Annotated in this window: 25 protein-coding genes; 6 read left to right on the forward strand and 19 right to left on the reverse strand. The window is 45.8% G+C overall.

What is annotated here, in order from left to right; translation table 11 throughout:
• Nucleotides 1-191: 191 nt before the first annotated feature.
• The 6 genes from HRR27_RS01045 to HRR27_RS01070 all read right to left on the reverse strand — a co-directional run bounded on the left by HRR27_RS01045 (nucleotide 192) and on the right by HRR27_RS01070 (nucleotide 4,571).
• On the reverse strand, nucleotides 192-656 hold the full coding sequence (locus HRR27_RS01045) for a DUF6691 family protein (RefSeq protein ID WP_243830857.1): 465 nt from the start codon (nucleotides 654-656) through the stop codon (nucleotides 192-194).
• A gap of 66 nt (nucleotides 657-722) precedes the next feature.
• Nucleotides 723-1,211: a YeeE/YedE family protein gene (locus HRR27_RS01050; RefSeq protein WP_173269550.1), complete on the reverse strand. Its 489-nt coding sequence runs from the start codon at nucleotides 1,209-1,211 to the stop codon at nucleotides 723-725.
• Between the two features lie 241 nt (nucleotides 1,212-1,452).
• Nucleotides 1,453-2,670, reverse strand: a complete 1,218-nt coding sequence (locus HRR27_RS01055) for a TsoY family (seleno)protein (RefSeq protein ID WP_173269553.1) — start codon at nucleotides 2,668-2,670, stop codon at nucleotides 1,453-1,455.
• Between the two features lie 184 nt (nucleotides 2,671-2,854).
• Nucleotides 2,855-3,325, reverse strand: a complete 471-nt coding sequence (locus HRR27_RS01060) for a hypothetical protein (protein ID WP_173269556.1) — start codon at nucleotides 3,323-3,325, stop codon at nucleotides 2,855-2,857.
• A 1-nt stretch (nucleotide 3,326) separates the two neighbouring features.
• Nucleotides 3,327-3,974 carry a ribonuclease T2 family protein gene (locus tag HRR27_RS01065; protein ID WP_173269559.1) on the reverse strand — a complete coding sequence of 216 codons (648 nt, stop codon included), beginning with the start codon at nucleotides 3,972-3,974 and terminating at the stop codon, nucleotides 3,327-3,329.
• A gap of 78 nt (nucleotides 3,975-4,052) precedes the next feature.
• Entirely contained in the window at nucleotides 4,053-4,571 is a 519-nt protein-coding gene (locus HRR27_RS01070) for a TIGR00645 family protein (protein WP_173269562.1), read from the reverse strand.
• 170 nt (nucleotides 4,572-4,741) lie between these two features.
• Between HRR27_RS01070 and HRR27_RS01075 the strand changes: the two genes are divergently transcribed.
• Nucleotides 4,742-5,650, forward strand: coding sequence for a tetratricopeptide repeat protein (locus tag HRR27_RS01075; protein ID WP_243830858.1), 909 nt, complete (start codon nucleotides 4,742-4,744; stop codon nucleotides 5,648-5,650).
• Here the strand turns inward: HRR27_RS01075 and HRR27_RS01080 are convergent.
• From HRR27_RS01080 to HRR27_RS01095, 4 genes are all read right to left on the reverse strand, one after another.
• Entirely contained in the window at nucleotides 5,647-7,791 is a 2,145-nt protein-coding gene (locus tag HRR27_RS01080) for a putative bifunctional diguanylate cyclase/phosphodiesterase (protein WP_173269566.1), read from the reverse strand. The two genes, HRR27_RS01075 and HRR27_RS01080, sit on opposite strands and share 4 nt — an antisense overlap.
• 10 nt (nucleotides 7,792-7,801) lie before the next feature.
• The gene (locus HRR27_RS01085; protein ID WP_173269569.1) at nucleotides 7,802-8,467 is read right to left on the reverse strand and encodes a histidine phosphatase family protein; all 666 of its coding nucleotides are present in this window, start codon (nucleotides 8,465-8,467) and stop codon (nucleotides 7,802-7,804) included.
• A gap of 289 nt (nucleotides 8,468-8,756) precedes the next feature.
• Nucleotides 8,757-9,053: a hypothetical protein gene (locus tag HRR27_RS01090; RefSeq protein ID WP_173269572.1), complete on the reverse strand. Its 297-nt coding sequence runs from the start codon at nucleotides 9,051-9,053 to the stop codon at nucleotides 8,757-8,759.
• A 386-nt stretch (nucleotides 9,054-9,439) separates the two neighbouring features.
• On the reverse strand, nucleotides 9,440-10,186 hold the full coding sequence (locus tag HRR27_RS01095; protein ID WP_173269575.1) for a lipoprotein intramolecular transacylase Lit: 747 nt from the start codon (nucleotides 10,184-10,186) through the stop codon (nucleotides 9,440-9,442).
• 171 nt (nucleotides 10,187-10,357) lie between these two features.
• Between HRR27_RS01095 and HRR27_RS01100 the strand changes: the two genes are divergently transcribed.
• Complete coding sequence (locus HRR27_RS01100) at nucleotides 10,358-10,894, forward strand: YaeQ family protein (RefSeq protein ID WP_173269579.1); 537 nt, start codon at nucleotides 10,358-10,360, stop codon at nucleotides 10,892-10,894.
• 72 nt (nucleotides 10,895-10,966) lie between these two features.
• On the opposite strand, the gene dbpA is transcribed toward HRR27_RS01100, so the two are convergent.
• Entirely contained in the window at nucleotides 10,967-12,355 is a 1,389-nt protein-coding gene (dbpA, locus tag HRR27_RS01105; protein ID WP_173269583.1) for an ATP-dependent RNA helicase DbpA, read from the reverse strand.
• Nucleotides 12,356-12,502: 147 nt separating this feature from the next.
• Between dbpA and HRR27_RS01110 the strand changes: the two genes are divergently transcribed.
• Complete coding sequence (locus tag HRR27_RS01110) at nucleotides 12,503-12,865, forward strand: VF530 family protein (protein WP_173269587.1); 363 nt, start codon at nucleotides 12,503-12,505, stop codon at nucleotides 12,863-12,865.
• A gap of 28 nt (nucleotides 12,866-12,893) precedes the next feature.
• Here the strand turns inward: HRR27_RS01110 and HRR27_RS01115 are convergent, their stop codons facing one another.
• Both HRR27_RS01115 and HRR27_RS01120 read right to left on the reverse strand, forming a co-directional pair.
• Nucleotides 12,894-13,259 carry a response regulator gene (locus tag HRR27_RS01115; protein ID WP_173269590.1) on the reverse strand — a complete coding sequence of 122 codons (366 nt, stop codon included), beginning with the start codon at nucleotides 13,257-13,259 and terminating at the stop codon, nucleotides 12,894-12,896.
• A gap of 73 nt (nucleotides 13,260-13,332) precedes the next feature.
• On the reverse strand, nucleotides 13,333-15,510 hold the full coding sequence (locus tag HRR27_RS01120; RefSeq protein WP_173269593.1) for a methyl-accepting chemotaxis protein: 2,178 nt from the start codon (nucleotides 15,508-15,510) through the stop codon (nucleotides 13,333-13,335).
• 441 nt (nucleotides 15,511-15,951) lie between these two features.
• Between HRR27_RS01120 and HRR27_RS01125 the strand changes: the two genes are divergently transcribed.
• The gene (locus HRR27_RS01125; RefSeq protein WP_173269598.1) at nucleotides 15,952-17,235 is read left to right on the forward strand and encodes a leucine-rich repeat-containing protein kinase family protein; all 1,284 of its coding nucleotides are present in this window, start codon (nucleotides 15,952-15,954) and stop codon (nucleotides 17,233-17,235) included.
• Nucleotides 17,236-17,243: 8 nt separating this feature from the next.
• Here HRR27_RS01125 and HRR27_RS01130 read toward each other — a convergent pair whose 3' ends face one another.
• Genes HRR27_RS01130 through metH form a run of 5 tightly spaced genes read right to left on the reverse strand, consistent with a single transcriptional unit; the run spans nucleotide 17,244 to nucleotide 22,672 of the window.
• Nucleotides 17,244-17,534 (reverse strand): nucleotidyltransferase family protein, encoded by a 291-nt coding sequence (locus tag HRR27_RS01130; RefSeq protein WP_173269601.1) that lies wholly within the window; start codon nucleotides 17,532-17,534, stop codon nucleotides 17,244-17,246.
• A complete protein-coding gene (locus HRR27_RS12790; protein WP_197905421.1) occupies nucleotides 17,534-18,175 on the reverse strand; it encodes a nucleotidyltransferase substrate binding protein in 642 nt (213 codons plus the stop codon). The genes HRR27_RS01130 and HRR27_RS12790 overlap by 1 nt, the downstream gene beginning before the upstream one ends.
• Nucleotides 18,172-18,363 carry a hypothetical protein gene (locus HRR27_RS01140; RefSeq protein WP_173269604.1) on the reverse strand — a complete coding sequence of 64 codons (192 nt, stop codon included), beginning with the start codon at nucleotides 18,361-18,363 and terminating at the stop codon, nucleotides 18,172-18,174. Before HRR27_RS01140 ends, HRR27_RS12790 begins: the two co-directional genes overlap by 4 nt.
• A complete protein-coding gene (locus HRR27_RS01145; RefSeq protein ID WP_173269607.1) occupies nucleotides 18,351-18,932 on the reverse strand; it encodes an ATPase in 582 nt (193 codons plus the stop codon). Before HRR27_RS01145 ends, HRR27_RS01140 begins: the two co-directional genes overlap by 13 nt.
• Nucleotides 18,933-18,952: 20 nt before the next feature.
• The gene (gene metH / locus HRR27_RS01150; protein ID WP_173269611.1) at nucleotides 18,953-22,672 is read right to left on the reverse strand and encodes a methionine synthase; all 3,720 of its coding nucleotides are present in this window, start codon (nucleotides 22,670-22,672) and stop codon (nucleotides 18,953-18,955) included.
• 350 nt (nucleotides 22,673-23,022) lie between these two features.
• Between metH and HRR27_RS01155 the strand changes: the two genes are divergently transcribed.
• Nucleotides 23,023-23,895: a hypothetical protein gene (locus HRR27_RS01155; RefSeq protein WP_173269614.1), complete on the forward strand. Its 873-nt coding sequence runs from the start codon at nucleotides 23,023-23,025 to the stop codon at nucleotides 23,893-23,895.
• 22 nt (nucleotides 23,896-23,917) lie between these two features.
• On the opposite strand, the gene HRR27_RS01160 is transcribed toward HRR27_RS01155, so the two are convergent.
• On the reverse strand, nucleotides 23,918-25,162 hold the full coding sequence (locus HRR27_RS01160) for a GGDEF domain-containing response regulator (protein WP_173269617.1): 1,245 nt from the start codon (nucleotides 25,160-25,162) through the stop codon (nucleotides 23,918-23,920).
• Nucleotides 25,163-25,492: 330 nt separating this feature from the next.
• Between HRR27_RS01160 and trmA the strand changes: the two genes are divergently transcribed.
• Nucleotides 25,493-26,614, forward strand: a complete 1,122-nt coding sequence (gene trmA, locus HRR27_RS01165) for a tRNA (uridine(54)-C5)-methyltransferase TrmA (RefSeq protein ID WP_279585865.1) — start codon at nucleotides 25,493-25,495, stop codon at nucleotides 26,612-26,614.
• Nucleotides 26,615-26,657 lie beyond the last annotated feature (43 nt).

The following is a 26,657-nucleotide window of genomic DNA, read 5'->3' on the forward strand; positions in this document are numbered from 1 at the left end:
TGCCTTGCAGGGATTTGGCGGAGAGGGCTAAGGATTTGAAAAACAAAGTATTATAATGAAATTCTTGAAAATTTACAGGGAAGGGCGCGGTTTATTTGTTGGCTTTTTTATTACAGCCAAGAAAATTTTATGGCTTTTGGGCGAATTTAGCCGCATTGGCGGCTTGTTAGATAGGTTCGTTTTTTTCACTTTTAAGGTTTAAACGCATCTTTATAGCTGCCGTTGTTGGCAATAAACGACTGTAGGATACCGTATGCTAAGGTTCCGAGGAGTAAGCCAATTAAGCTAAATACCGCGCCGACTTTACCTTCGGCTACCATCGCCGGAATGGTTCCGGGACAGGCTGCGGTCATCGCCCAGCCGACACCAAATAGAAAAGCGCCGGCAATCAACCCCTGTTGATAAGGTTTTTTGACGAAATCCACTTCTGTGCCGGTCGCAATCGCACTGACGTGAAAGCGTTTCAATAGATAGACGCCGATCATCGCAATCACGACGGCTGTGCCGATGACTTTCATTAACTGCATGTCTTCAAATAAAAACATTTTGACGTGGTAGTCGTAAGTGGTCGCGCCGGCGCGGCTCATTAAAAAACCGAACAGAATGCCCATTAAAACGCCCAAAATATTAATCCGGTAGGCGTGGACAAAGTTCATTACGGTGAGTGATGCGCTTTTAAAAGGGGGTAATTGGTGTCTATGTGGCATTTGAAGTGTCTCGATTTAGGTGTTAAACAGCAGCTGCGTGGTAATCAGTGCGCTAGCAAAGAAGACGGCGCCGGCCAATAAGCTCGGCGGGTTGAGCATCGCGCCGCCAACCAGCGCGTGTCCGGTGGTGCAAGCGCCGGCCAGACGAGCGCCGAAGCCGAGGAGCATTCCGCCGAACATCAGCCAAATCGCTTTAGCGGCATCGGAACCGGGCAGAATCTGTTCATACATGCCCATGTCAAAGCTGATTTGCCATGGGTTTTCTGCGGTTAAGCCGGCGATCAAACCGCCAATCGGAATGCCGACTAGAAACCAGAGTTTGATGTTGTTTTTGGCTTCGTATTCGCCTTCGTGGTAATAGCGCACTTTTTTGCATAGCATGCCGCATACATTGCCGTAACCGGTCGAGCAGCCGGCCGGCTTACCGATTAACCAAAAGTGTAAAACCACAAATAAACCGATTGCCAATCCGGCAATCCAGCCTGACCAGACGGTGACTTCCATAGTAAGCTCCTCTCATTATTTTTGTTTTGTGCGGCTATTTTTAAAGCTTTTTGCGGTCAGGTCAAAACAGCGTTTTTATTAGGGAAATAAGCGGAATTTATAGTCGATAAGTTTTTTTTGGCAAGTGTGTGAGCACGTGTTTTTTGATGTAAAAAATCTGAGCAGGAACAGAGAGGTCTTGGTGTGCAATCGCTGCCAACGCCTAGCGAATCGGAGAATCGTCTTAGGCGTTGGATGGCGCTTAGGCGCGGTGGGCGCTGGGTGCGAATTTTAAGAAACGGTTGAGTTGCAGTAACTTAACGAAGTAGTAAATGGTGACAAACTGCACAATCAAAATCGGTGTCCATAGAAGATAGTAAACCGAGCTATCAAAAGTAACGAACCCGGTAAATACCAGACCGGCGTTGAGCCAGAGTACCAGTTGCACTTCAAAAGCGAATCCCGGACAAATCAGCGCAAATGACGCGCCGTCCAGTTCGCCTTTGTGTAGCATCGTAAAGTATTTTTTGCGGCGCATGACGCTCAAAGCGAATAGGGCCACAAGGACCGAGAAACCAATGCCGATGGTGGTGACCATTAAATGGTAATTCGCATCGCGGCCGGTGTCCAATGCGTGCATTGTGCCGATGTCAGCGCGAATCAGACCGACCACGATCATTGCGGTAATCACCATCGGTAACAGCAAGGTGACGCTGCTTGCCGGTGCAATCCCCTCTTGGAAAATAGACTTGAATCCGATAATCAGTTTAATTAAGCCCAGCAGAATGGTTAGGGTAATCACAATATAGGCCATGCTCATGCCAAACAGTGCGATGAGCGGCACTTTCGACAGACTCAACGCCCCTAAGCTGACGCCAATCATGCCAAAAGCAAAGATCGCCAGTAGCTGCCCAAGGTTGGAATTTTGAATAAAGTCGAGGTTGCCGTCCACAAGACGCATCCAGTACACCGAAAAAATTTTCAGAGCCAAAACAAGCATACCGCTGAAGTAGATACCGGCACCGACCATCATAAAGTCGATGAGTTGCGCTTCCATGCCGAACAAGCTGACAGAACTAAACAGCCCGGGAATATACATGGCACCGAGGATAAAAAATACATTCATGCTCATGGTCAAGGTGAGCGGAATCGCCATCAACTGCACTTCGGCATTGGAGTTTTTCAGTGTTTGGTAGGCCGAGGTTTGGCGAAAGCCATTAAAGCCTTTAAACCAGCGGCTTAAGAGCACAAAATGCAAAATCGCCGAGAATGTCGCCCCGAGCATATAGAGCTGCACCAACAATTGGTTGGCGTTGGTGCCGCCAATATAATCGCGCTGTAGAACATCCCAGCTGATTAAAGCGTCGCCCGGATGAGCGGTCATAAAGTTCACGATAAAGAAAAACGATGCCGTCATTCCGCCTGCACCGAGTGCTGCGAGAATGTGAAGTATTTGAAACTGCGGGTTTTTCGCCTGCATTTTGATCTCCTTTTTAAAGCGGCTCTTAGGATGAGTGCCGCTTATTTAAAATAAGACCCCTCTAATATTAGAATTTTATTATATTTTTTGAGAGTATAGTTTTGTTGATGTATAAAATCAATTTATGGATTGATATTAATTATTGATAAAGCATGAAGATAAGGGGGCCGGGTTGGAAAACCGCTTAGATGGAATAGAAGAGTGGCTTGACAGCGAGGTGAAAAAGGGTCGTTTTGGGGATTGCCGCGGCAAAACACGGCACACCAAGGCTGCGCAAATAGGCGATGCGGTGCCGACCTTGACGAATGCGTAAACGCTGGTGCGCAAGGGTTGAGTGAAAACAGACTGCCGGAACCGAACCCGAACCGCCGGCCAGTTCCTGCGCCCAGCGTTGAATTTTTTGTTGGTGCATGGCGAGTTCGGCGGCATAGTCCGCATCGCTTTGGCAGCAGGCGCGCGGAAAATCACTTAAATCGGCAGGCACGAAATGACAGCGGTCGGCTTGCCAATAGGCATCCCATTTGGCCAAATCGAGCAGCACGGTCTGATAGTCGATATCGGCTAGGTTATCGATCGAGGCGACAAAGTCGATTTGTTGCGCGCCTTGTGTGGCGCGCCATAAGCCGTGCGGATTTTGGATCAGTTGCCAAGTCATTTTAACGCCGCTGTTTGGGACAGCTCATCACTTGGAACTGCTTGTCAAAGCAGATGCCGAACTCTTTGTGGTCGACATGCATCCAAAGGTCTTTGAGTTCAGGGTGCTGTTTTTTCATCCACTGCATTGCGGCTTTCGGCTTTAACTCCGCCGGCGGCATAGTATAGCGTTGGTAGAGGGCTTGGGTTTTTTGGTAATAGGCGGTAAAACTTGGGAAGTCGCAAGCGCCGTGCTTTTCCCATTCGCCTTGCAACAAGCGCGTGCCGGGGCTCATGCATAAGTAAGGTTTGAGTTCCGCCAAAGTCACTTTCGGCAGGTCGCCTTGACAAAAACGCGGGTGGCCTTTGTAGTCACCGCGGATGTAGGCATTTTCCGATTCGCCCCATAAACCATGTACCACCCAGCCGAAATCATTGCCCGAGGCGCACTGGAATTTCACCTTGTCGGTTTGTCCTTTGCGCGCCATCTGTTCGCAGAACTTTTTCGAGTTGGAGAACATCAACAAAAAGAAATCCGTTGCGACTTCGGTATTTTGATAATCAATCTGATGGTCGTAGTTGGGGTTCAGCCAAGCGTCGTCGATTTGGCATTTGGCGTGCACATTAAACGAGAGGGCGAAAACAAAGAATAGGGCGAGGAAATAATGCACAGAGTAGGCCTTTTGAGTTAGTGCGACAGAGTGTGCGGATTGACAGGGGCGAAGCCGCCCCATGGTAACGATTGGGTTTTAATGTTCGTCTTTCGCTTTACTGTGGTTGCCAAGTCTGTCCATTAGCGCGTACATCACGCCGGAGAAAACAAAGGTGACGTGCAGGCCAATCAACCACGCGAGATGCTTGTCGCTGTATTGCTCGATGTTCATAAAGGCTTTGAGCAGTTCGATTCCCGAAATGGCCACAATCGAACCGATGACTTTGATTTTCAGATCAGTAAAGCCGATATGCCCCATCCATTCCGGGCGGTCTTCATGGTTTTGCAAATCCATTTTGGAAACGAAATTCTCATAACCGCTAAAGATAATGATAATCAGCAAGTTCATAATCAAGGCCACATCGACCAAGGTCAGGACACCGATAATGATGTCGCCGCTGGTCGCTTGAGTCAGGCTCAAGGCCAAGTCCAACAGTTCTTTGCCGAACTTAAACAGCAAAATCACCATGGCAAGCACCAGACCTAAATAGACCGGTGCCATCAACCAGCGACTGGCGAACAGCAGGTTTTCAAAAAAATGTTCTACGCGTTTCATGGCGTTCTCCGAAAAAATAATCGCGCTATTCTAACGGATTTATGGGTTTTTCGCCGCGCAAACTTTGCGGTCGGCTGGGCAATTAATCGCGCATTGTGTTTGAAACAGCGAGGCGCTTTTGTTAGGGTTTAAAAGGTTGAATGCTTTTTTTGAAGCCCAAGGACTGATTGATGACGCTTACTGTTTTTAGAAAAATATTGGCCATTGTAGGCCTTATTTTTTGCTTTTTATCCAGCGTGCACGCTGAACAGCTGCATACTAAAGAAACTCAAAATATCGAAAATTTAAGCCAGCCGATGTATAACCCTTTTGTTGAGCGTTATGTGATGGATGATTTAAAGCAATTGCGAGTTGAGATGAACGATTTGCACGTTGAAGTCACTAAAGAAATTACCAATCGTGAATTGGCTGCGACAACTCGTGCGGTCAGTTACGCGACCGATACGATTACCTATTTTTTCTATCTGATTGCGGGTGTTAGTTCGGTTTTGGTTTTGGTTGGTTGGAATTCGATTCGGGATGTCAAAGAGAAAGTACATCTGTTGGCGAACACGAAAATTGATGAGGTAGTGACCGAATATGAAGGGCGATTAGCAAAGTTAGAAGAGGAGTTACATCGTAAATCGCGTGGCATAACCAGCGCACAGCAACGCTTGGCGCAACATCAGGATATTTACAGCCTATGGTTAAAGGCTGGGCAAGAGCAGATTTTGAGCAATAAAGTGGATATCTACGACCAAATTTTAGAACGCGACCCTGATAATGCGGAAGCCATGACCTATAAGGCGGACGTGGTTCTAGATATGGAAGAGCCGCATTGGGCAATTGCATTATGTCATCAGGCGCTTCGTTTAAGTCCGGAAAACAGCCATGCTTTTTATCAGTTGGCGAGTGCTTATGCGCTGTTGGATGCGCCGGAAAAAGCGCTTAATTATCTGGCGAAGTCTTTGCAAGATGCACAAGGCAATGCCGACTCAATTTTAAATGACCCGCATTTTGCGAACTTAAAAAAAGAAGCCAAATTTATCGCGCTTTTACGGGGCTACGACAGCAGCTTTCAATCCACACAGGCGGTTTAATTCTGTGGTTTTAAGGTCTTTAACCAGGCTTGGTGGTCAATCGGACGGGCGTGCAGATAGCCTTGAATAATCGCTGGGCCAAACTGTTGGATAACCGCTTCTTGTTCGGCGGTTTCGACTCCTTCGACCACCACATCAAGATGAAAGGTTTGTGCCATTTCAAATACCGCTTTGACCAATGTCCAATCTTCGATATCGGTGGTGATTCGGCGCACAAAGGTTTGGTCTACTTTAATTTCATCGACGGGCAAGCGTTTTAAATAACTCAGCGACGAGTAGCCGGTGCCAAAATCGTCAATTGAGAAGTGTGCGCCTAAGGTTCTTAAGTGTTTCATTTTTTTCACAATATCGGAAAAATCGTTTAGGAAAACACTTTCGGTTAATTCCAGGGTTACCAGCTTTGGATTGACGCCAGTTTGTTCAAAAATTTGCTGCACGTGGGTCAAAAAATGTGGATGGGCGAAGTGATGACCGGAAATGTTAATCGAAATCCGTACCTCTAGACCTTGCTGGGCTTGTTCGCTAATAAAGCGACACACTTGGGTAAGCATCCATTTGTCGAGGTCGATAATTAAGCTGGATTCTTCAGCTAAGGCAATAAAAATATCTGGACGAATCCAGCCGCGTTTTGGGTGATTCCAGCGGATTAAGGCTTCGGCACGTGGCAAGGTGTCGGTTGGATGAATTTGCGTCTGTAAGAAAAAAGTCAGTTCATCCTTTTCAAGCGCACTTTTAAGCTCTTTTTGCAGTTTAAAGCGCTCGTTGACTTCGTGTGATAACGCTTTGTGGTAAATCACATAACGGTGATTGCCTAGGAATTTTGCATGGTGCATGGCGATCATCGCATTGCGGATAATTTCTTTGCTGGTTTCGTATTGGCGGCTTGGGAAATCGACAATACCTTGACTGAGTGTCACCGAAATGGGTTCATTATGAACCATAATTGGTGGGCTAAAAAGTTGCTGAATGGTGTCACCGAACCAACCCAAGTTATTGTGAGACAGAGCTTCATGAATGCCAATCGGTTCGAGTAGAATAAAAAATTCGTCAGAACTGCCTCGGAAAACCTGTTTGTTTTGTATTTGGCATTCGTTCAGTCGTTTGGCGACGGCGCGCAGCAGTTGGTCGCCAAACTCATACCCGAGCGCATTGTTGAAAAGCGTGAAACCGTTGATATTAAGTTTGATTAAGATGCCTTTGGTATGCTCCATTTGTGCTGTTTTCAAGCGGTTTTGTAGCTCTTTATTTAACATTTGCATATTAGGTAGTTTGGTTAAGTCATCATAAAAAGCTTGTTTGAGAATCTGCTTTTCTTCTTGTTTATTTAACTCTAATGTTTTTTTGAATTTAAGCACGGCTTTCGCGAGCAGGTGCAATTCGCCTTTGGTGCGAGCTGACATCGCTTTGAGTTCATGCAATGGGGGTATTTCATCGCGATTGGTTGCTAAGCTGTGCAGTGACATTAACACTGTCCGAAGGTAATTAGACAGTCTTGCGGCAGACAAGACGGCAATCAATAGTGCTGAAATTAAGCCGATAGCGCCCCAGTAATATAGGTTTTGCACTTGTGTTTGAAAATTCTGATGCGAGTGCGAGAAGGCTCTGTCGGTATAGTTGGACAAGCGATTGGATAGACTGTTGGATTGATTGACAAATTGAAAATATTCTTCTTGTGCCGAACTGATGTAATTGCGCGCAATATTGGGGTCTATCACCACAATATCAGACGCCATAATAGAAAAATTTTTAAAGTTAGTGAAGCTTTCCTGCCAAAGATCAAAATTAAAATCGGCTAATTGGAGTTTGCTAAGCCGAGTTTTCAGTTGGACTAATTCTTCTTCGGTGTGCGCTAATTCATCAACCATTTTGGATTGCATTCGGTAGGCTTGTGTTTGGCTAAGTAAATTTTTATCGGTTGCGATTAGTAGCGCGTTCAGGTTTTGGTATTGCACGCCAACCACTTCGATGAATTGCATCGTTTTGTGCAGGTCGTGTACCGTTTCGTTGACGACTTTTTGCTCAAAGCTGCGAGTGTCGGAAAACTGTTTAAGTACCAAGATATTGAAGCCGCTGAGTATCAACACCACCATAATAGCGGGCAGTAAAAAGAGCAATAGAGCAGAAAATCGCAGGCGCAACATGGTTGTGGTTTCAGGGCGTTAAGGATTGGAGTAGCGCCGGCCAGTCTTTTGGACGAATGCTACCGAGATAGTCAAATTGACCATTATCAAGCGGTTCAAAAATTACTAGAGTGGCTTCTTCAGGAAAATAGTTAATTAAATCCACCATGTTGGGGGCGTGCGCCACAACCACTCGATTACTGCCAGCGGCGACAGGGGTTGATACTAGACGCTGAGTATTGGCGATAACCGGTTTTTTCTCGGCACTGGTCATGGCACCGTAATACATTAAATTGTTATCCACGGTAAATTTACCAAAAGCGTTTTTGGCGGAATCTTTCGCGCGGCACATTGGGCTGCTAAAAACCTCGCCAATCGGAATTTGTGCTTGGCGAAGATAGTGACCGACTTGTGTGGTGATGTTAATGCCTTGTTGATTTAGGACGCGTTGGGTAGTGCAATCGGCTAAATCTACTTTAGGGGCTTGGTCAGGTCGATGGTTGTCCGTGTAGCCGTGGCGCATATAAATAACCAAACCGCCGTTTTGTAGCTGTTTAAGTAAAGCTTGGGTGGCAATTTTTTCTGCAAATTCCGGTTTTTGGGCAGGTGATTGTGCAGCAACAACGATGGAAACGAACAAAAACAGCAGTAGCGCGAAAAGCGTACGGACAGAATATTTGCTTGATGATGTCATCATGGCCTCTAAAAGTTATCTTGCGATTATGCTAAGGAGACACTGAATAAGTCCCGATTGACGTTAGCGTGGAATTGTCTGTTTCTGTCAGGTCGAGCCATGACGGCAAACAGCCGCCCAACCCAGTCAAATTCTTTTGTGCCTGAAGCCATTTGGACTTGCTCTGCATCCCTTTAACGGTAAATGAACCAATTCATTCCGTCAAGTAGGGATCATAAATTGCTGAGTAAAAGCGCGCATCAAAGCAATTTATATCAAGAAAATAAAAAGGTTTATCTATAGGTTAATGGATTTATTTTGAGTAGGTTTCATTACGGTTACGCCAGATTTTGGCAACCGCTTTATCACTACCAACCCATGCAACGATTAAGCAGATTAACCCTATTAGGCCAAATAAAGTAACGGGAAACAGGCCGGCGAATTGCTCAATTTTTAAGGAAAAATAGAGACCGATGCTGGCTAAGAGCAGAAATAAAACGCCCATGATATACAGCACTGTTCGGTGTGAGCGCTGATATTCGTATGCGCCGGACGAGTTTTCTAAAGGGGTTAGGATTGGCGCAGCGAGTTTACGTAATAGAGATTTCATAAGGATTGGCTAAACAGTTAAAAGATAGCAACCTTAGCGTACCTGAATGGCTTAAGCAAGCAAATCGGAATCTGTGCTTAGGGAGAGACAGAACAAGTCCAAATGGCTTCAGGCAAAAAAGAATTTGACTGAGCTAGGCAGCAGTTTTCCGTCATGGCTCGACCTGACAGAAACAGGCAATCCTGCGCTAACGTCAATCGGGACTTGTTGGTCTCTAAATTAGAAATCGCTCTTGGGTTGCTTGCGTAAAATATAGCGTGGTGTATGCGCGTTGAGATGATCGTATTCTTCAGCCCCAGTAAAATGGTGTTTATCATCCGGTATAGGGGTTTCGTCTAGAACCCATTCATATCCAAATAGTCCGAATAAAGCGTTGATCAAGCGCATTATCGAGGCGCTCCAGTGCACAGGAAACGGTTGGTGAAAAATAGCAGTAAGCTAAACAATCCAAGCGCTAGGATTAGAATGCTGGCAGCAATCCAAGCAAATAGATCTGGCGCTTTCATCATTGTCGACATTAAAGAGTCTTGGTAATAAAAAAACCATTGGTGATTCTCTGGGAAAATCCAAATATGCAGCTGATAAAAGACTGCCTTAGCGCCGATTAAAAGCAGCAAAATCAGACTGACGCCCAAGCCAATGGCCAGATTAAGCCAAGCGGTTTGGGGTTTGATGGCAGGCTGTACGGCTTGCTTTTTAAGTGCATTGTGGAGCTGCCAAGTGAGCATAGGCCATAAGCCGGCGACAACCAAAATAAGCCGGTTAAGCCAATCAACTAGCTTGGCAACATCTTGTAAATGCACGATTTCTGCATTTCTAAGCAGTGGCGTAGTGCCATAACGACTCTGGTAATTTAATGCGCTTAAGCCGTGGCCTTGCTGATGGATGGCGTTTACGATGCCGGCAAAAAGGGTAAAACGGGTATTGGCGTCGGTTGAGGCAAAATCGGCGCGATAACGATTTTTGGGGGCATATTCATCAATATTTGCGCCAATACCCGCATAATCATGCCAAACGGGGTAGAGAAAATTCGCTTTCGCCAATATGTGCCAACTCAATCCCAAGCACAAAAATAGACTCACCCAAACCCATGCGAAACGGCTAACTGCAAGTTGGAGAGAGGATTCTGGCATGGAGTCTACCGCATGGCGATGAATAAGAGTAATTATTCTAGCAGGGGAAATTGTTTTGAATTTGAGAATCCGATTGGAATTTTTAAGCCGTCAGTTAACACAAAGAAAAATCATCGCAGGGTTTTATGGCAAGATGGGCGCCTATTTTTAGTATTTGCAAAAAGGTTTCTTGTGGCGTTAAAACCAACTGTTTATAAATTTAAAATTTCGCTTTCTGATTTAAATCGCTCACTTTTTACCGCGTTGAGTTTGACGGTCGCTAAGCATCCGTCAGAAAATGATGAACGTATGATGGCACGATTATTGGCTTACTGTATTAACGCTCAAGAGGATTTAAGCTTTGGTGCGGGGTTGAGCGAAGTGGATGATCCGGCGATTTCGTTGACAACATTGGATGACCAATTGGTGTTGTGGATTGATGTCGGCGAACCGTCGTTAGAGCGTATGAAAAAAGCCACGCGTAAAGGGCGGCAGACGAAAGTTTACAGCTTTAATAGTAAGTCTGATGTCTGGTGGGAACAGGGCAAGGGGCAATTTAGCCGGTTGGATATCGAAGTTTATCGTTTTAACTGGAATGAGATTCAAACGTTTGCCCAGATGTTGGAGCGCACGATGGATTTTTCAGTCACCATTAGTGGTAATTCGGCCTATTTGGCAACTGCTAAAGGGGAATGCGAAGTGCATTGGGAAGTGTTACAGCAGCCTTGATGATGCTGTCTTCAATTCAGTGCGGGTCTGTGTTTGCTTAACAGACCCGTGAACTTTGGCGGAATGATCTCTTTAACTCAGGAAGCGCGCACGTGTGTTGCGCCCTTTAAGTTTGCCGTTATTAAGCTGATTCAAGGCTTGTTGGCTGATTTTTTTGTTTACCGCAACATAAGAATGTCTTGCCGCGATTTTAATTTTGCCAATATCCTCGCCAGAAAGGCCGCCATCGCCGGTGAGCGCACCTAAAATATCGCCGGGGCGGATTTTGCTTTTTTTGCCGTCATCAATCAGTAAGGTGACCATAGGTGCTTTGCTGGGGCGTTGCAATAATACAGATTTGTCTGGCAAGGCTTCGGTAGTAATTTGAATGCCTAAAATTTCTTCTAATTGCGCCACTTTATAACTCTGTTTATCGCTAATCAGAGAACAAGCAAAACCACTTTTTCCGGCTCGGCCGGTACGCCCAATGCGGTGAATATGCACTTCTGGATCGTGTGCCAGATGATAGTTAATCACCACCTCAACCGAGGCGATGTCCAAACCGCGCGCAGCGACATCGGTTGCTACCAAAACGGTGGCACTTTGATTAGCAAATTGAATTAATGTTTGGTCACGGTCACGCTGTTCTAAATCACCGTGTAATGCGACGGCGCTAAAACCTTGGGCTTGCAAATTGCTGGTTAACTCTTGTACTTCACGTTTTGTGTTACAAAACACGACCGCAGAGGTAGTCTGATGCGCCATTAACAGTAATTTAACCGCTTGTTGGCGCTCTTCATCGTTGGCCACATCGTAAAAATGTTGGCGAATGGCGTTGTCGTTATGCACCGATTCCACTTTTACGTGTGTCGGGTTAGTTAGAATATGCGCAGCCAGCTTTTGAATCGATTCCGGAAACGTTGCGCTAAAAAGTAACGTTTGTCGTGCTTCAGGCATCTGTCCGATAATCGTTTCTAAAGACTCTTCAAATCCCATTTCCAGCATACGGTCTGCTTCATCCAGCACCAAAATATTCAGTTCATCCAGTAATAGTGTACCGCGCTTAACATGGTCTTCAACCCGCCCTGGTGTGCCGACAATAATGTGTGCGCCATATTCCAATGATGTCGCTTGAGGCTTAAAAGGCGTGCCGCCACATAGGGTCAATAGCTTGACGTTATCGATTTGGCTGGCCAGTTTACGAATTTCGGTAGCGACCTGTTCAGCCAGTTCACGGGTTGGGCAAAGGACAAGTGCTTGCGTGCTGAGCCATCTTGCATTGAGATGTTGCAATAATCCCAAACCAAACGCTGCTGTTTTACCTGAGCCGGTTTTGGCCTGGGCTATGACGTCTTCACTGCGTAAAATGCTCGGTACGCTTTGCGCCTGAATCGGTGTCATGGTGGTGAAATTCAACGCTTCAAGCGCCCCGAGTAATTCTGGGCGGAGATTAAGTTGAGAAAAAGAGGTAGAGTCTGTCATGAATGCGCCTGTAATATTTGGCAAACTTGAAGCAGCTAACCAAATCAAAAAAGAAAAAGCTTATTGTACGTGAAGCGATGCCTCAGGGTATATTTGAATCAGCAAACGCCGATGACTTCGAGCGTAGCATTTTGAGGAGTAAATCGAATGAATGAACTGCATAACCCGCAATCCGATAAACTAGGTGCAGAGCCGACAAAAGAGCAAAAGCGCGCCAAGACTCCTCGCCCACGCTTGGAGCAGACTTCGACACAGCGAAATAATCCATTGCATGGCTTGTCGTTAAAAATCATTGTCACTGAGCTACAGGAATATTATGGCTGGCAAGGGTTGGTGGACAAAACCAATATGAACTGTTTTAAAAGCAATCCAACGATTAAATCGAGTTTAACTTTTCTACGCAAAACGCCTTGGGCGCGCGACAAAATCGAACAGCTTTACCTGTTTACTCAAAGGGAAATCATTCGTAATCGTAAAGCTGAAAAGCGTTCACAGTCTGCCAAAGATTAAGGGATGTTGCTAAGTTGTTGAGAGGTTGTTATCGATTTAGAACCTGATCAACCATAAATTGAAAGATTTTTTTGTCGGTTGGTTTTTTTAAAAAGCCGGCCATTCCAACATCAAAACAGGCGTCTTTGGTTTCTTGAGCATCATTACCGCTTAAGGCGATGATTGGCGTTTGGATATTCATTTGCTTAATCTGTCTGGTACATTCAATGCCGTCGATTCCTGGCAAAATTAAATCCATGATAATCAAGTCAAATGAGTCTTGCTGTACGGCTTTTAAGGCCTGTTGAGCATCGGCTGCAATCACCACTTCATGGCCGAGTTGATCTAACATGTGTGACTGAATTTGTTGAAGAATATCATTATCTTCAACCAATAAAAGTTTTAAGGATTGCAAGTTTTCTCCATAAAAATGCTTGTTTTCTAGTTAATTGGGATTATCCAATTAACTAGAATGAATTAGAAGCATCTTATTTTCTGGTTAAAGAATATTTCGAGGGATCGAGTACTTGAGTCTCCCCTAAATTAAAGTATGACATTTCTTGGCTTAAGGTTTCTGCTTGATGTCTTAAGTTTTCTGCGGATGCACTGGTTTCTTCAACCAGAGCGGCATTTTGTTGGGTCACACTGTCAATTTGGCTAATTGCGAGGTGAACTTGCTGCACGCCTTCGGCTTGTTCTTTTGAGGCTTGTGCTATTTGTGAAACCATATTGGTTACCTTCTCAATTGAACGATTGATGTCATTCAACATTTCGCCTGACTCAGCCGCTAGGACTGAACCTTGGCTGACGCGGCCAACGGTTTCATCAATCAGTGTTTTGATGTCTTTTGCTGCTTCCGCTGACTTTTGTGCCAGACTGCGGACTTCTGAAGCCACGACTGCGAAACCTCGTCCGTGTTCGCCTGCTCTTGCTGCTTCAACGGCCGCATTTAATGCCAGTAGGTTTGTTTGGAAAGCGATGCTGTCGATGAGTGTCACAATATCAGCTATTTTATGACTGGATTCTTCGATGGAGGTCATCGCTTGAATAGTCTGCTGCATCACACTAACACCCTGTTCCACTTTGTGTTGCACATCTATCGAAACTCGATTGGCTTCTTGGGCGTTATTGCTGCTGCTTTGTACTTGCGAGTTCATCTGCTCCATGGTGGCTGAGGTTTCTTCAAGGGCAGATGCTTGCTGCTGGACTCGATTGCTCAGCGTTAAGGCGCCTTGCGCCACTTCTCGTGCCGTGGTTTCAACCGAAGCGGAAACCTCCGAAGTCATGCTCACGACTTCTTTGGTTTTTTGGGACGAGAAGTTAATGGCATTTTTTAAATCGTGGACCTGTCCTTTAAATACACCAGCAGGTAATTCTTTGGTTAAATCGCCTTGTGCTTGTGCGCTCATCACATCACTGATTGATGTCATCACGCCGCCCAACGTGGTCATGGTGCTGTTAATTGTGTTTCCGAGCTCTTCTAAATCGCCAGGGAAAACGTCAATACGGTAGTTGAAGTCGCCTTCTTCGATGTGTTTCAAAACACGAGTAATGTCATTGATGTTTTTGATTTGGTTGGTTTTATCCAGCCACTCAACCACATAACCGGCTTTTTGATTGTGGCGAATAATCGGGACGACTGTTAGTTCCAGAATCAAATCTGAAACCTTTAGATTTCCTTGCCAAGGTTCCATTAATGCTTGCACCATTTTACGTTGGTGAGCTGGATTTTTATGGAAGATATCCATATTGGAGCCCACGACAGTGTCTGCTCTGAAATTAGGAAGGGCTTGTTGCAAACTTTTTTCATTACGTTTGAACATCTCCGCCAGAGATTGGTTGATGCTTTTAATATTAAAATCGGCATCGGCTACCATCAGGTTTGTACTGGCGCTGTTCATTGCGGTGGTTAATACGGCTGCTTGCTTGGCAGAATCGTAATTTTTCGCTTCTGACTCGGCCACTCTAGTACGAATCATATTCATCAAAAAGCCCAGTTCGCTTGTGTCGGTAACGGCCTCTTGCAGGTTGCCATTGGAAATTTTTTCGATGCCTTTTATGATTTCTTTAGAAGGGCGACCCGCCTTTACTATTGTCCAAGCAGTGACTCCCAAAGCGGCTATACCTAAAGCAGCGGTTGCTAACGTTAGGGCGGAGATTCCCGCTTCGAAGGTCATGGTAATGATGATCAAGAGGGCGATAAATAAGCTGATAAATGGGAACAAAAACTGCTTTAACTTAGAGTCTTGCTTTGTCCAAGGAAAGCTTGCCTTACCAGCATTAATGTCGGAATAAAGACGCGTTGCGAATTGCTTTTGCTGATCGGTTGCTGGATACCTTACGGATAGATAACCGGTGATATTGCCATTTTTGATGATGGGCGAAGCGTTTGCCATTACCCAGTAGTAATCGCCGTTTTTACGTTTATTTTTGACTAAACCCTGCCAAGGGCGGCCTGCCTGCAAGGTTTTCCAGAAATCTTCAAACGCTTCTTTAGGCATATCTGGATGACGGAGAATATTGTGCGGTTTTCCCGCCAATTCAGCATCACTGTAACCGGAAGCTTCTCTAAAACCTTCGTTATAATCAAGGATATTACCGACTTTATCTGATGTCGATAAAATGACTAAATCGTTGGCCAGTAAATATTCGTTACCAGAACTCATTGGGGGTGGCCTCCAAGTAGGGTTTTTCAGTTTAAAAGTTGAATGTATAACATGATGAACCTTTTCAATAGTGTCATATGGTTATTAATGCTTAAAAAACACAAAAAATTGCTTACTTCTTGTTTTAGCTTAATGTTTGGATTGACGCATAATAAGTTGAAATGTTCAGGCATAGATGCATTTAATTGAGCAAGATGTTGGTTGGCCGTCATGTCGAGACGTGAGAAAAAAATCCATTTTGTGCGCAAATCAATGTAGATTTGTTCTGTGCTCATTGGCTTATGAGTGTGAACGAGTCAATTTTGTCTAAACTTTCTGAGCGACAGGCCTTACGCGCGCGATAACAGCGCGCAGCTTTTTTAATTTAGCCAAATCAAGACTCTTGGTGAGTGCAAAGTAAAATAAAAGCAATCGTTTACAATCAATAGGAGAAACCTTTCTGTGAGCACCCTAGCACAGTTGCAATCCGGCGCTTTGCACGGCGCATCCCGTATTCAAATTTCTGACAACCTTACCGAATTTCCGGCCGAACTGTATCAACACGTCAATACGCTGGAAATCTTGGATCTGTCCAATAATCAGCTTTCCGAGCTGCCGCCAGATCTACATAGTTTTAAGAAGTTAAAGATAGTTTTCTGCTCGCTGAATCCGTTTAAAGAATTGCCGACAGTGCTTAGACAGTGCGAAAACCTAGAGATGATTGGCTTTAAAAGTTGCCAGATTGAGACGGTTTCCGAGCAGGCTTTGCCACCGAAATTACGCTGGTTGATTCTCACAGATAACCACATTTCTCAACTGCCGGACTGTTTTGATAAAACGCCCAATCTGCAAAAATTGGCGTTGGCGTGTAATCAACTTACAGCATTGCCGGAGTCCTTGGCGCAGTGCTCGCGCTTAGAATTAATTCGTGTCTCTGCCAATCGGCTGGCTGAATTTCCCGTGGTGCTGACTAAAATGCCCAGTCTTGCGTGGTGTGCCTATGCCGGCAATCCTTTCTGCGAAGTGGATGCTCAAGATTCTGTGGACGACGAATTGCTGCTTTCTGAACTGCAAGCGTTTGAATTAAAAGAACTCTTAGGCGAGGGCGCGTCTGGGCATATCTTTCTGGCCGAAGAACTGCATAGCGGCACCGAAAAAGCGGTCAAAATTTTTAAGGGCGATGTCACTAGTGACGGTTATCCCGAAGATGAAATGCGGGCTTGTATTACTGCGGGCAGTCACCCGAATTTAGTCAAAGTCGAAGCGAAAATTCATGCCGAAAAACTCGGGCTGGTGATGGAACTGATTCCGAGCCATTATCAAAATCTCGGCTTGCCGCCGAGCTTGCAATCCTGCACGCGTGACCAATTTGCCGAAGCGTTTCGACTATCGCAAACCATGCTGATTCACCTGTTACAACAAGCCATCTCAGCACTGAATCATCTACATCAACAAGGTTTAGTGCATGGGGATTTCTATGCGCACAATGTATTGATTGATGAAGCGGGGCATCTTCTGCTCGGCGACTTTGGCGCGGCATCGCATATGGACTGCCTAACCGACCAACAAACCCAAGCCATGTTGCGCATCGAAAAACGCGCTCTAGCGCACTTTATCGAAGACCTATGGCAACAAACCGATGTGGATTCGGAATGTGAACAGCAGTTTCACGAATGGCATCAACAACTGCTCAATGACCAAATTGAATTGGTCGAATTGCTGTTAGAAATGGATGAAATGAAATAACCCTTCTGCTATGTAATTTGAATCAGATTGGTGCTGTTTTTAATGGAGTCGGATAGCTCGTCAAGATTATGGACATCGACCCGAAACGGGAGTTCTGAAAACTCGAAAGCGTCGCGGATTTTAAAAAGCGTTACCAGTGGAAGAGGATTTCTTGCCTGAATCGCCAAGTCTAAATCAGAGTAATCGCGTGCAGTGCCTTTGGTACGCGAGCCGTAGGCAAAGACTTTACTTTCTTCCGGCAGAAAAGGCGTCAGTGTTTTAAGCACCTCTTGTAATTCGGAATCCGATAACTGTAACATTAATATTTAGCCTTTAAGCGCTGCAACAATTGTTCGGCTTGTGGTAAGAACGCTTTAGCAATCGCAAAGACTTCTAACGCCTTATGTTCGTGATAAGTGTGGGAGGTTTCATTACGAGCACGGTGGAATAGCATCCAGTCATCGACTGAAACAATTAATTGATACTCAGCGGCAAGCCTGAACAGTTCGCGCCGTGAAACGCCATCCACCTGAGATGCGCCCAAGTTCTCGCCAAGCCAACGTTTCATAAACTTCCAGCTTAATTCATAAGTGAACTCGAAGTGCTGAATGACACCGGAAATCAAGGTACGGTATAAAGGTGTGTCCTCTTGCTCAATGGCAGACACAAGATGGAGGCTTTCATCTAAACGCGCAATGGCTTTTTCTAAGGATGAAAAATCAAGTTCGGTAGTCATAGTGTTTGGCATTGCTTTGTTATCGGAAACTAGATTGCTATTGTACCCCTGGAGGCGTTTAAGAGGAATTTCTTGGTGAGCGGCTTTTTCTAGAGGTAAGGGGGTAAGGTTGCTTATTGAGCAAAATCTTTCAGGGTCGTAGCCCAGATTCGGCGCTAACCATTTTTCGGCTTCTTCGATTGACCAGCCTTTGCGGTGGACGTAGTCTTCGACTTGAATTCTCAAGAAGAGGTTGTCGAAAATAGCCTTGGTACCACGACTTTCGCAGAGAAATTTAAGGTTTTGATTTCGCCATTTTCGAAAACGACAGCATATTGCCCCATTGCTTTTTTACGTTGCAAATCGCGTTTTACCGCATCTTGCATAACGGTTTGAGCATCAAATTTAGGGCGATAGTTTGTTACTTTTTCCATAATGATTTGACCTCCAAAAAATAAGAGAACAGTTCTTCGTTCTGCTCTTTGATAATGCCTTCATTAGAACGAAATACGGTTAGTGGATTTTCGCTTTCGTTGAGTAAGCATTCAGAATAATCAACTAATGGCATATAGTCATCATAATAGTGATTCAGGCTTTTTGGAAAGCGTCTTTTGATATCCTCTTGGGGAATATTGTGCCCGCCATGCGAAACGCGTTCAGCAACGCGTGAGATAGAAAGTTCTGGCGACGGAAGCATTAAATAGAAAAGCGATACCTTCCAACCTTTTTCTTGTAGTTTTCGGATGCGCTTAATGTGGCTTCGGCCAGACAAAGTGGTTTCAAAAGCAAAGTTAATCTCTTCTTGTTCTAGAATGGCGAGCTGTTTCAAAAATTCTCTGGAGGCTTTGATATTTGCTTTATCCATTCCAAGGTGAGCATGTTCTTTGGCAATCTCATCCGCATTTATAAAATGCTCGATATAGCCTAAATCGATAAGATTCATGGCAAAAGTTGTCTTACCTGCTCCGTTAGGGCCTGCAATGATTATGACTTCTTTTTCCATGAAATCTCCTATGAAGTTATTTACTGCGCAAAGTCTTCAGGATCGTAACCCAAATTCGGCGCTAGCCATTTTTCGGCTTCTTGGATGCTCCATTTTTTGCGTTTGGCGTAGTCTTCGACTTGGTCGCGACCGACCGAGCCGACACCGAAGTATTTGGATTCTGGATGCGAGAAGTAGATGCCGGAAACCGCCGCAGTTGGGAACATCGCATAGCTGGAAGTTAGCTCAAGACCGATGCTTTGTGATGGTTTGAGCAGTTCCCAAATGGTGCCTTTTTCGGTGTGTTCTGGGCAGGCCGGATAACCTGGTGCCGGGCGAATCCCTTGGTATTTTTCGCGAATCAAGGCTTCATTATCCAAGTCTTCGTCTGGCGCATAGCCCCATTCGGTTTTACGCACCATTTCATGCAGGGTTTCAGCAAAGGCTTCGGCAAAACGGTCGGCTAAGGCTTTGAGCATGATTGCATCATAGTCATTGTGTGCCGCTTCAAATTCCGCCGCCTTTTCATCACAGCCGATACCACCGGACACCGCGAATAGACCAACATAGTCAGCAATGCCCGAAGCTTCACCATTAATGACTTTTGGCGCAATATAATCACTCAGACACTGGTTATAACCGCCGCGTTTTTTCTCCGCCTGTTGACGTAGATTATGCAGAACCGTCAGCACCTGCGTGCGTGACTCATCGGTGTAAACTTCAATGTCATCGCCAACGGCATTGGCCGGGTAGAAGCCATAAGTCGCTTTGGCGGTCAGCCATTTTTCGGCAATGATTTTTTCCAACATGGCTTGCGCATCAGCGAACACGCGCTTAGCTTCTTCACCGACAACCTTGTCTTCGAGAATACGCGGATAGAGACCGTGCAAATCCCATGATTGGAAGAACGGCGACCAGTCGAAACGTGCGACAAGTTTTTCCAGCGGGAAATCTTCTAGCACGCGTAAACCAAGGAAAGTCGGTTTTGGTGGCTGATAGCCGTTCCAGTCGATTTCGATGCGGTTTTCGCGCGCCTTGTTGATCGGGATACGCTTGACCTCTTTAGCGCGCGCTTTACGCTCTTCGCGTACTTGCTCGTATTCGGCGCGAATTTTCGCGGCAAAATCGACTTTGAGGTCGTTGGAAATCAAGCTTTGCGCCACGCCCACCGCGCGCGAGGCATCCTTAACGTACACTACAGGATGGTCGTATTGCGGTTCGATTTTCACCGCTGTATGTGCTTTGGAGGTGGTCGCGCCGCCGATTAATAAAGGTAGGTTCATGCCGCGCTCTTTCATCAGTTTGGCGACATTGACCATCTCTTCCAACGATGGCGTAATCAGACCGGAAAGACCGATGACGTTTGCGCCTTGTTCGATGGCAGTATCCAGGATTTTTTCGGCTGGCACCATGACGCCTAGGTCGATCACCTCGAAGTTGTTACACTGCAGTACCACGCCGACAATGTTTTTGCCGATGTCGTGCACATCGCCTTTGACTGTAGCCATGACGATTTTGCCGTTGGCTTGTCCAACCGTTTTTGCAGCCAGAATGTATGGGTCGAGGTGCGCCACAGCGCGTTTCATAACACGCGCTGATTTCACCACTTGTGGCAGGAACATTTTGCCTGAACCGAATAGGTCGCCGACCACGTTCATGCCGTCCATCAGCGGCCCTTCGATAACCAATAGTCCTGAACCCAGTTTTTGATAGGCTTCTTCGGTATCGTCTTCGATGTAGTCGGTAATCCCTTTGACTAGTGCGTGTTCTAGGCGTTTTTCAACCGGCGCATCGCGCCATGCGGTATCAGCCACTTTACTGGCGGCGGTGCCGTCGCCACGGAATTCGGCAGCGACTTCCAGCAATCGTTCGCCGGCGTCTGGGTCTTTATTCAAGATAACGTCTTCAACGGCCAAGCGCAGTTTTTCCGGCAGATCATCGTAAATCGCCATCTGCCCAGCATTAACGATCCCCATGTCCATGCCTTCTTTGATGGCATAGTACAAGAACACCGAGTGAATCGCTTCTCGCACCGGGTTGTTGCCGCGGAACGAGAAAGATACATTGGAGACCCCGCCGGAAATCTTGGCGTGCGGCAGGTTGGCTTTAATCCACGTCACCGCGTTGATAAAGTCCAAACCGTAATTATTGTGTTCTTCGATACCGGTCGCCACCGCGAAGATGTTCGGGTCGAAAATAATGTCTTGCGGCAGGAAGCCGACTTTTTCGGTCAACACTTTATAAGAGCGTTCGCAGATTTCGATTTTACGAGCCAAGGTATCTGCTTGGCCGTCTTCGTCAAAGGCCATGATAATCGCGGCTGCGCCGTATTGTTTCACTTTACGGGCGTGTGCGATAAAGGCTTCTTCCCCTTCTTTGAGCGAGATGGAGTTGACCACACCTTTACCTTGAATGCATTTCAAACCCGCTTCGATGACCTCCCATTTTGAGGAGTCAATCATGATCGGTACACGCGATGCTTCCGGCTCGGAGGCCAGCAGGTTCAAGAAACGCACCATGCAAGCCTTGGCGTCCAGCATCCCTTCGTCCATGTTGACGTCGATAATCTGCGCGCCGTCTTGCACTTGTTTGACTGCAATCTCAATCGCTTCTTCGTAGTTTTCTTCAATAATCAGACGTTTAAAAAGTGCTGAACCAGTGACGTTATTGCGTTCGCCAACATTCACAAATAAGGTTTTTTCGTCAATGTTCATCGGTTCCAAACCGGATAGGCGGCAGGCGGGTTTGATGTTTGGTAGCGCGCGACGCGGATGTTTTTGTGCCGCTTGCGCCATCGCTTCAACATGATCCGGCGTGGTGCCACAACAGCCGCCGATAATATTGATCCAGCCGCGCTCTGCCCAAATCGCGATCTCAGCCGCCATCTGTTCTGGGGTTTCGTCGTATTCGCCAAATTCGTTCGGTAAGCCGGCATTCGGGTGAATTGATACATAGGTTTCGCACACGCGGCTTAACTCTTGTACATACGGACGAAGCTCTTCTGGCCCTAAGGCACAGTTCAAACCGACGGATAGTGGCTCGGCGTGGGCGACAGCATTATAGAAGGCTTCGGTGGTTTGACCGGAAAGGGTGCGTCCGGAAGCATCCGTTATCGTCCCACTCAACATAATCGGCACTTCATAGCCAACTTCGATTTCCACTTCTTTAACCGCGAAAATGGCGGCTTTGGCATTGAGGGTATCGAATACAGTTTCGATCAGAATGGTGTCCACGCCGCCTTCTAAAAGCGCATGAGTCGCTTGTTTGTAGGCAATGACCAATTCATCAAATGAGGTGTTGCGAAAACCCGGGTCATTGACGTCCGGCGAGATCGACGCGGTGCGGTTTGTCGGCCCTAGAACACCGGCGACAAAACGCGGTTTGCCGTCTTCGGATTCGGCAATCTCGCAGGCTTCGCGCGCCACCTTGGCGCAAGCGATATTCAGCTCGGTCACCACTGATTGCATATCGTAATCGGCTTGCGCAATGGTGGTGGCGTTGAAAGAGTTGGTCTCGATAATATCGGCGCCTTGGCGCAAAAACGCTAAGTGAATATCACGGATCACTTCCGGTTTGGTCATCGCCAGAATGTCGTTATTGCCTTTGATATCCATGTGATAGTCGGCAAAACGCTCGCCACGGAAATCCTCTTCGGTCAAGTTCAGACCTTGAATCATGGTACCCATAGCGCCGTCTAAAACGACAACTCTTTCGGCAAGTAGTGACTTTAATTGTGAAATACGATCCGCGCGTGAACTCATGAACTGTTCCTGTTGTGTATTACCAGATGACGACCAAAATAGGCCGGCTATTTTAACTGATTTTGTCGGCTAGGTGTGTTTCAGCGGCAATGCTTTGTCGAGATTCCGAATTATCTGGTGGCTTGGCGCTTTTTCGTTGCATTTCGCAACCTATGCCACGTTTGTCGCTTAGCGCTGTCTGTTGAGTGATGAATCAAGTGATTTTTTTAGCGCGGAGTGTGTGAAGTTTGGGTTTATACTATCGACGCGATTTTGCGTGTTATGGATTAATGTAAGAGAGAATGTCGGTGATAAAGGGTGTAAAGCGAGTAAATTCCAGTTTTTGTTTCGCAGGACTTGTCTGTAGCGCCTTGCTTATAGCTCCTAATGTTAAAGCGGCTGAATATTATTTTGGGGTTGGAACGAGTCATATTGAAGGCGGTTTACTTGGCCTAGAAAAAGGTTTGAGCAGTGAGTCGACCACCTTTACCATGAAAAACTCGCACACCAGTCTGCTGGAGTCCCGCTTTTTCTATGACTATTCAATCAGTTACGCTTTTCCAAGTGAAGAACTTTCCTTGCAAACCTCACAATTGAGCAGTGACGGAGGGGCGGCGAATTTTCCGACAACGCAATTTAAACTGAATATGTTCGATGCGCAGGCAACGCTAGGCTATGACATTAGGCGTTGGGGCGAGCGAGATTATATTGGTATGGGTATGTCTTTGGGTATCGCTTTTCCAACCATTGAAAACGCAGGAAGCAGCGCGAACGGTTCCGAGATCCAGAATTATTTTTCCGCGCCTGTGCCAATCGCGAATGGCGACGCGGTGGATGTGAATTTGGTTGCCAGTAAAACCGAATTTAGCGGTTATCGTTTAGGTCCAAAGTTTAATTTTATGCGTTCTTGGAATGATCGCGCCGCCTGGTATGGTGAAATCAGTTATGCGCCGCAGACTGTCAAAGTCAAAAATGAGACGTTTGGGACCTCACTGGAAGTGGATGGTGATTTTTTGTTTATGAATCTGGGGTCGCGTTATCTACTATGGAACCGCCAGCCACAAAAGCTAGGGTTATTCACGGTTGGGCCAAAAGCATTCATGGACATTGGATTTACCCATTCTCAGCTTCGTTTGGATAAATTTAGCTTGGATTTAAGTGGCAATAACTACCAGTTTGTTGAGTCGCACTTTATTTTTCGCAACACGGCTTTTTATGTGGGCTTAGTGGTGACGCTATTTTAAAACCGTCTTTTTAAAACGGTTTTTAGCAGAGGGTAAGTTGGTTGCGTCCTGCGTTCTTTGAGCGGTACAAAGCGCTGTCTGCATTGCTAAACGCCTCGCTGATGGTTGTGCCGGTCGAACAAAGCCCAAGGCTGAGTGTGAAATGTACTCCAAGACGCTCTTGAGTGGTTTGTTCAATGGTTGTGCGCAACTGTTCGCATTGTTGTGCAAGGACGGCTTGGTTGCTTAAAGCACCGAATACACAAAATTCTTCGCCGCCAAAGCGCCCAACGAGATAGTCGCTAAAGTGGCTTTCAAGTTGTTCGGCGAGATAAATAATCGCCTCATCGCCCTTATGGTGGCCGTGGTTATCATTGACGTTTTTAAAGTGGTCAATATCGGCCATAATCACAAAAAACTGCGTGTCATTGCGTTGCAGTTGCGTAAATTTCTTCTCAGCCAGTTCAAAGAAATAGCGGCGGTTTAAGACTTGTGTTAATCCGTCGCGTTGTGAAATGTGCTCAATCGCCTGATAAGACAAGCTTAGTTCAATGTTCTGCTTTAAACGAACGTAAAACTCTTCGGCGGTAAAAGAGGTGTTGAAAAAATCATTGACGCCGTATTTCATCATTTTGATGGCTGAGTAAATATGTTCGCTGGATTCGCAGATCATCATTGGTAGCTGATTCTTATTGTAATCTTTGCGGACCTCTTCAATAAAATGGTAGACCTCCGATTGATGTAAATTATTGGAGTCTTCAATCAAAATAATGCTGGGGCGCTCTTTACTAAGCTGTTCTTGAATTTTTTGCGGTTTTTCAAATGTGCTCACTTGATAGCGTTGCAGATTAAGCATATTAATTAATTTTTGTGAGTAATTGGATTGATTGGAGCTTAACAACCAAACTTTGCGCTGAGGGTTTTGGCTTAGTGATAGCATAATACTGACTGCATAATCCAGTGCGGCAGGACTGTCTTTCATGACAAAATCGGCAATTTTTTTGGATTGATTATCGCTATTTTTCGGGTCATAAAAACTGGCGCTAAACACCACGGTTGGGATGTGTTTTTGCAGCAAATAATGAATCGTTTCGCCGCGCGGTGCATCCGGTAAATTTTGATCACATAAAGCAACTTCGATTTTTATTCCTGTGGCCAACAGCATTTCGGTTTCGGCTAGGCTGTTACAAATCTTAATTGGCAAGTGGGATTGTTCGCTGAGCTTTTGTTTTAACACTTGAGCGATGGATTTTTGGTCATCGATAATTAAAAAAATAGACTGAGTCATAAGGCCTCACTAGGGGATGCTTGAAGTTCAGAATTCGGTTTTGCTGTCGCCATTTTGGCGTTCTGCCGGATTTCACATTGCGAGTTGCGGGTTAACACCTTGCAATTCGGTATGCTGTTCTCAATAAATGTTTCAGCAGTCATGGAATTACGTCTTAACGTTGAGCAAAGCTTTTGTAAAAGAATATTTACCCTTAGTTTACCGGATTTCTAGTACTTGTTTTTACTTATATTGGTATAAGTGCGTATTTTTTTATAAAGGACTGGATTTTCGCTTTCCTGCTCAGTCTGATAGGTTCAAGTTTGATGAGTTGTTATAATAGTGGTTTTTTTGTTCGCGCCACGTTTTGGCGTAACGGAACCGATTGTTATGCTGTGCCAAGTTTTTCCTGAAAATTACTCTAGCCAACTGGCTGAGAAGGTTACGCGATTGCAGGCTTTGTTGCCGACCGCGGTGAACCTGCAAGTCTTTGCCTCTCCAACTGAAAACTATCGTGCACGTGCTGAATTTCGCATTTGGCATGAAGACGATGACGCCTATTACATTATGTTTGATCAGGCCACTAAGCAAAAAATTCGTATTGATGCGTGTCCGATGGCGATTGCCTCGATTGCGGAATTAATGCCGCGTTTAATGGAAGCGATTCGTGCCGATGCGGCTTTGCGTTTTAAGCTTTTTGAAATCGACTTTTTGGCAACTTTGTCAGGAGAAATGCTGGTGACCTTAATTTATCGTCGGCAAATTGTTGACGATGAGGCATGGTTGGCAGCGGCAAATCGTTTACGCGAAAAGCTGCCGATTACCCACATCATCGGACGGGCGCGCAAACAGAAAATTCTGCTGGATGCCGATTTTGTCACCGAAACCCTGAATGTCGATGGTAAGACGTTTCATTATCAACAAATCGAAAACAGTTTTACCCAGCCCAATCCTTATGTGGCGCAGCAGATGTTGCATTGGGCACGCCACGTTTCCGGGCAGAATGCCGGTGATTTAATCGAGTTGTATTGCGGTAACGGCAATTTTTCGATTGCGTTGGCGGACTGCTATCGTAGGGTATTGGCGACCGAAATCTCGAAAACGTCGGTGGCCTCGGCGCAAATCAATATTGCGCATAATGGCATCGACAATTTGCAGATTATCAAAATGGCGGCCGAAGAAGTGGCCGAGGCGTTAAGCGGGCGCGATTTTACGCGCTTGAAGAATATCGACTTGCCGTCCTACCAGTTCAGTACGATTTTTGTCGATCCGCCGCGTTCCGGTCTGGACGATGTCACCCGCAAAATGGTCTGTGATTACGAGCGGATTATTTATATTTCCTGTCATCCAGAAACCTTGGCGCGCGATTTGGAAGTGCTGACTGTAACCCATGATATTCAACACACCGCGCTGTTTGACCAGTTTCCTTATACCCATCACATTGAAAGCGGTGTGTTTTTAACCCGAAAATAAATATAAGCATTTAATAATATTGTCACGATTGCCGTGACGAGGT

It is taken from the genome of Thiosulfatimonas sediminis, from assembly GCF_011398355.1.
GTDB classification, from domain to species: Bacteria; Pseudomonadota; Gammaproteobacteria; order Thiomicrospirales; family Thiomicrospiraceae; genus Thiomicrorhabdus; species Thiomicrorhabdus sediminis_A.

Bases quoted from the DNA above. Each gene is read 5' to 3' on its own strand.
- metH (WP_173269611.1), bottom strand. From the start codon at position 22,672: ATGAGTTCACGCGCGGATCGTATTTCACAATTAAAGTCACTACTTGCC.
- HRR27_RS01140 (WP_173269604.1), bottom strand. From the start codon at position 18,363: ATGGAAAAAGTAACAAACTATCGCCCTAAATTTGATGCTCAAACCGTT.
- HRR27_RS01095 (WP_173269575.1), bottom strand. From the start codon at position 10,186: ATGCCAGAATCCTCTCTCCAACTTGCAGTTAGCCGTTTCGCATGGGTT.
- HRR27_RS01160 (WP_173269617.1), bottom strand. From the start codon at position 25,162: ATGACTCAGTCTATTTTTTTAATTATCGATGACCAAAAATCCATCGCT.
- HRR27_RS01080 (WP_173269566.1), bottom strand. From the start codon at position 7,791: ATGTTGCGCCTGCGATTTTCTGCTCTATTGCTCTTTTTACTGCCCGCT.
- HRR27_RS01085 (WP_173269569.1), bottom strand. From the start codon at position 8,467: ATGATGACATCATCAAGCAAATATTCTGTCCGTACGCTTTTCGCGCTA.
- HRR27_RS01050 (WP_173269550.1), bottom strand. From the start codon at position 1,211: ATGGAAGTCACCGTCTGGTCAGGCTGGATTGCCGGATTGGCAATCGGT.
- HRR27_RS01060 (WP_173269556.1), bottom strand. From the start codon at position 3,325: ATGACTTGGCAACTGATCCAAAATCCGCACGGCTTATGGCGCGCCACA.
- HRR27_RS01120 (WP_173269593.1), bottom strand. From the start codon at position 15,510: ATGAGTTCTGGTAACGAATATTTACTGGCCAACGATTTAGTCATTTTA.
- HRR27_RS01145 (WP_173269607.1), bottom strand. From the start codon at position 18,932: ATGGAAAAAGAAGTCATAATCATTGCAGGCCCTAACGGAGCAGGTAAG.
- HRR27_RS01045 (WP_243830857.1), bottom strand. From the start codon at position 656: ATGAACTTTGTCCACGCCTACCGGATTAATATTTTGGGCGTTTTAATG.
- HRR27_RS01110 (WP_173269587.1), top strand. From the start codon at position 12,503: ATGAATGAACTGCATAACCCGCAATCCGATAAACTAGGTGCAGAGCCG.
- HRR27_RS01130 (WP_173269601.1), bottom strand. From the start codon at position 17,534: ATGTTACAGTTATCGGATTCCGAATTACAAGAGGTGCTTAAAACACTG.
- HRR27_RS01075 (WP_243830858.1), top strand. From the start codon at position 4,742: ATGACGCTTACTGTTTTTAGAAAAATATTGGCCATTGTAGGCCTTATT.
- dbpA (WP_173269583.1), bottom strand. From the start codon at position 12,355: ATGACAGACTCTACCTCTTTTTCTCAACTTAATCTCCGCCCAGAATTA.
- HRR27_RS01070 (WP_173269562.1), bottom strand. From the start codon at position 4,571: ATGAAACGCGTAGAACATTTTTTTGAAAACCTGCTGTTCGCCAGTCGC.
- HRR27_RS01055 (WP_173269553.1), bottom strand. From the start codon at position 2,670: ATGCAGGCGAAAAACCCGCAGTTTCAAATACTTCACATTCTCGCAGCA.
- HRR27_RS01090 (WP_173269572.1), bottom strand. From the start codon at position 9,053: ATGAAATCTCTATTACGTAAACTCGCTGCGCCAATCCTAACCCCTTTA.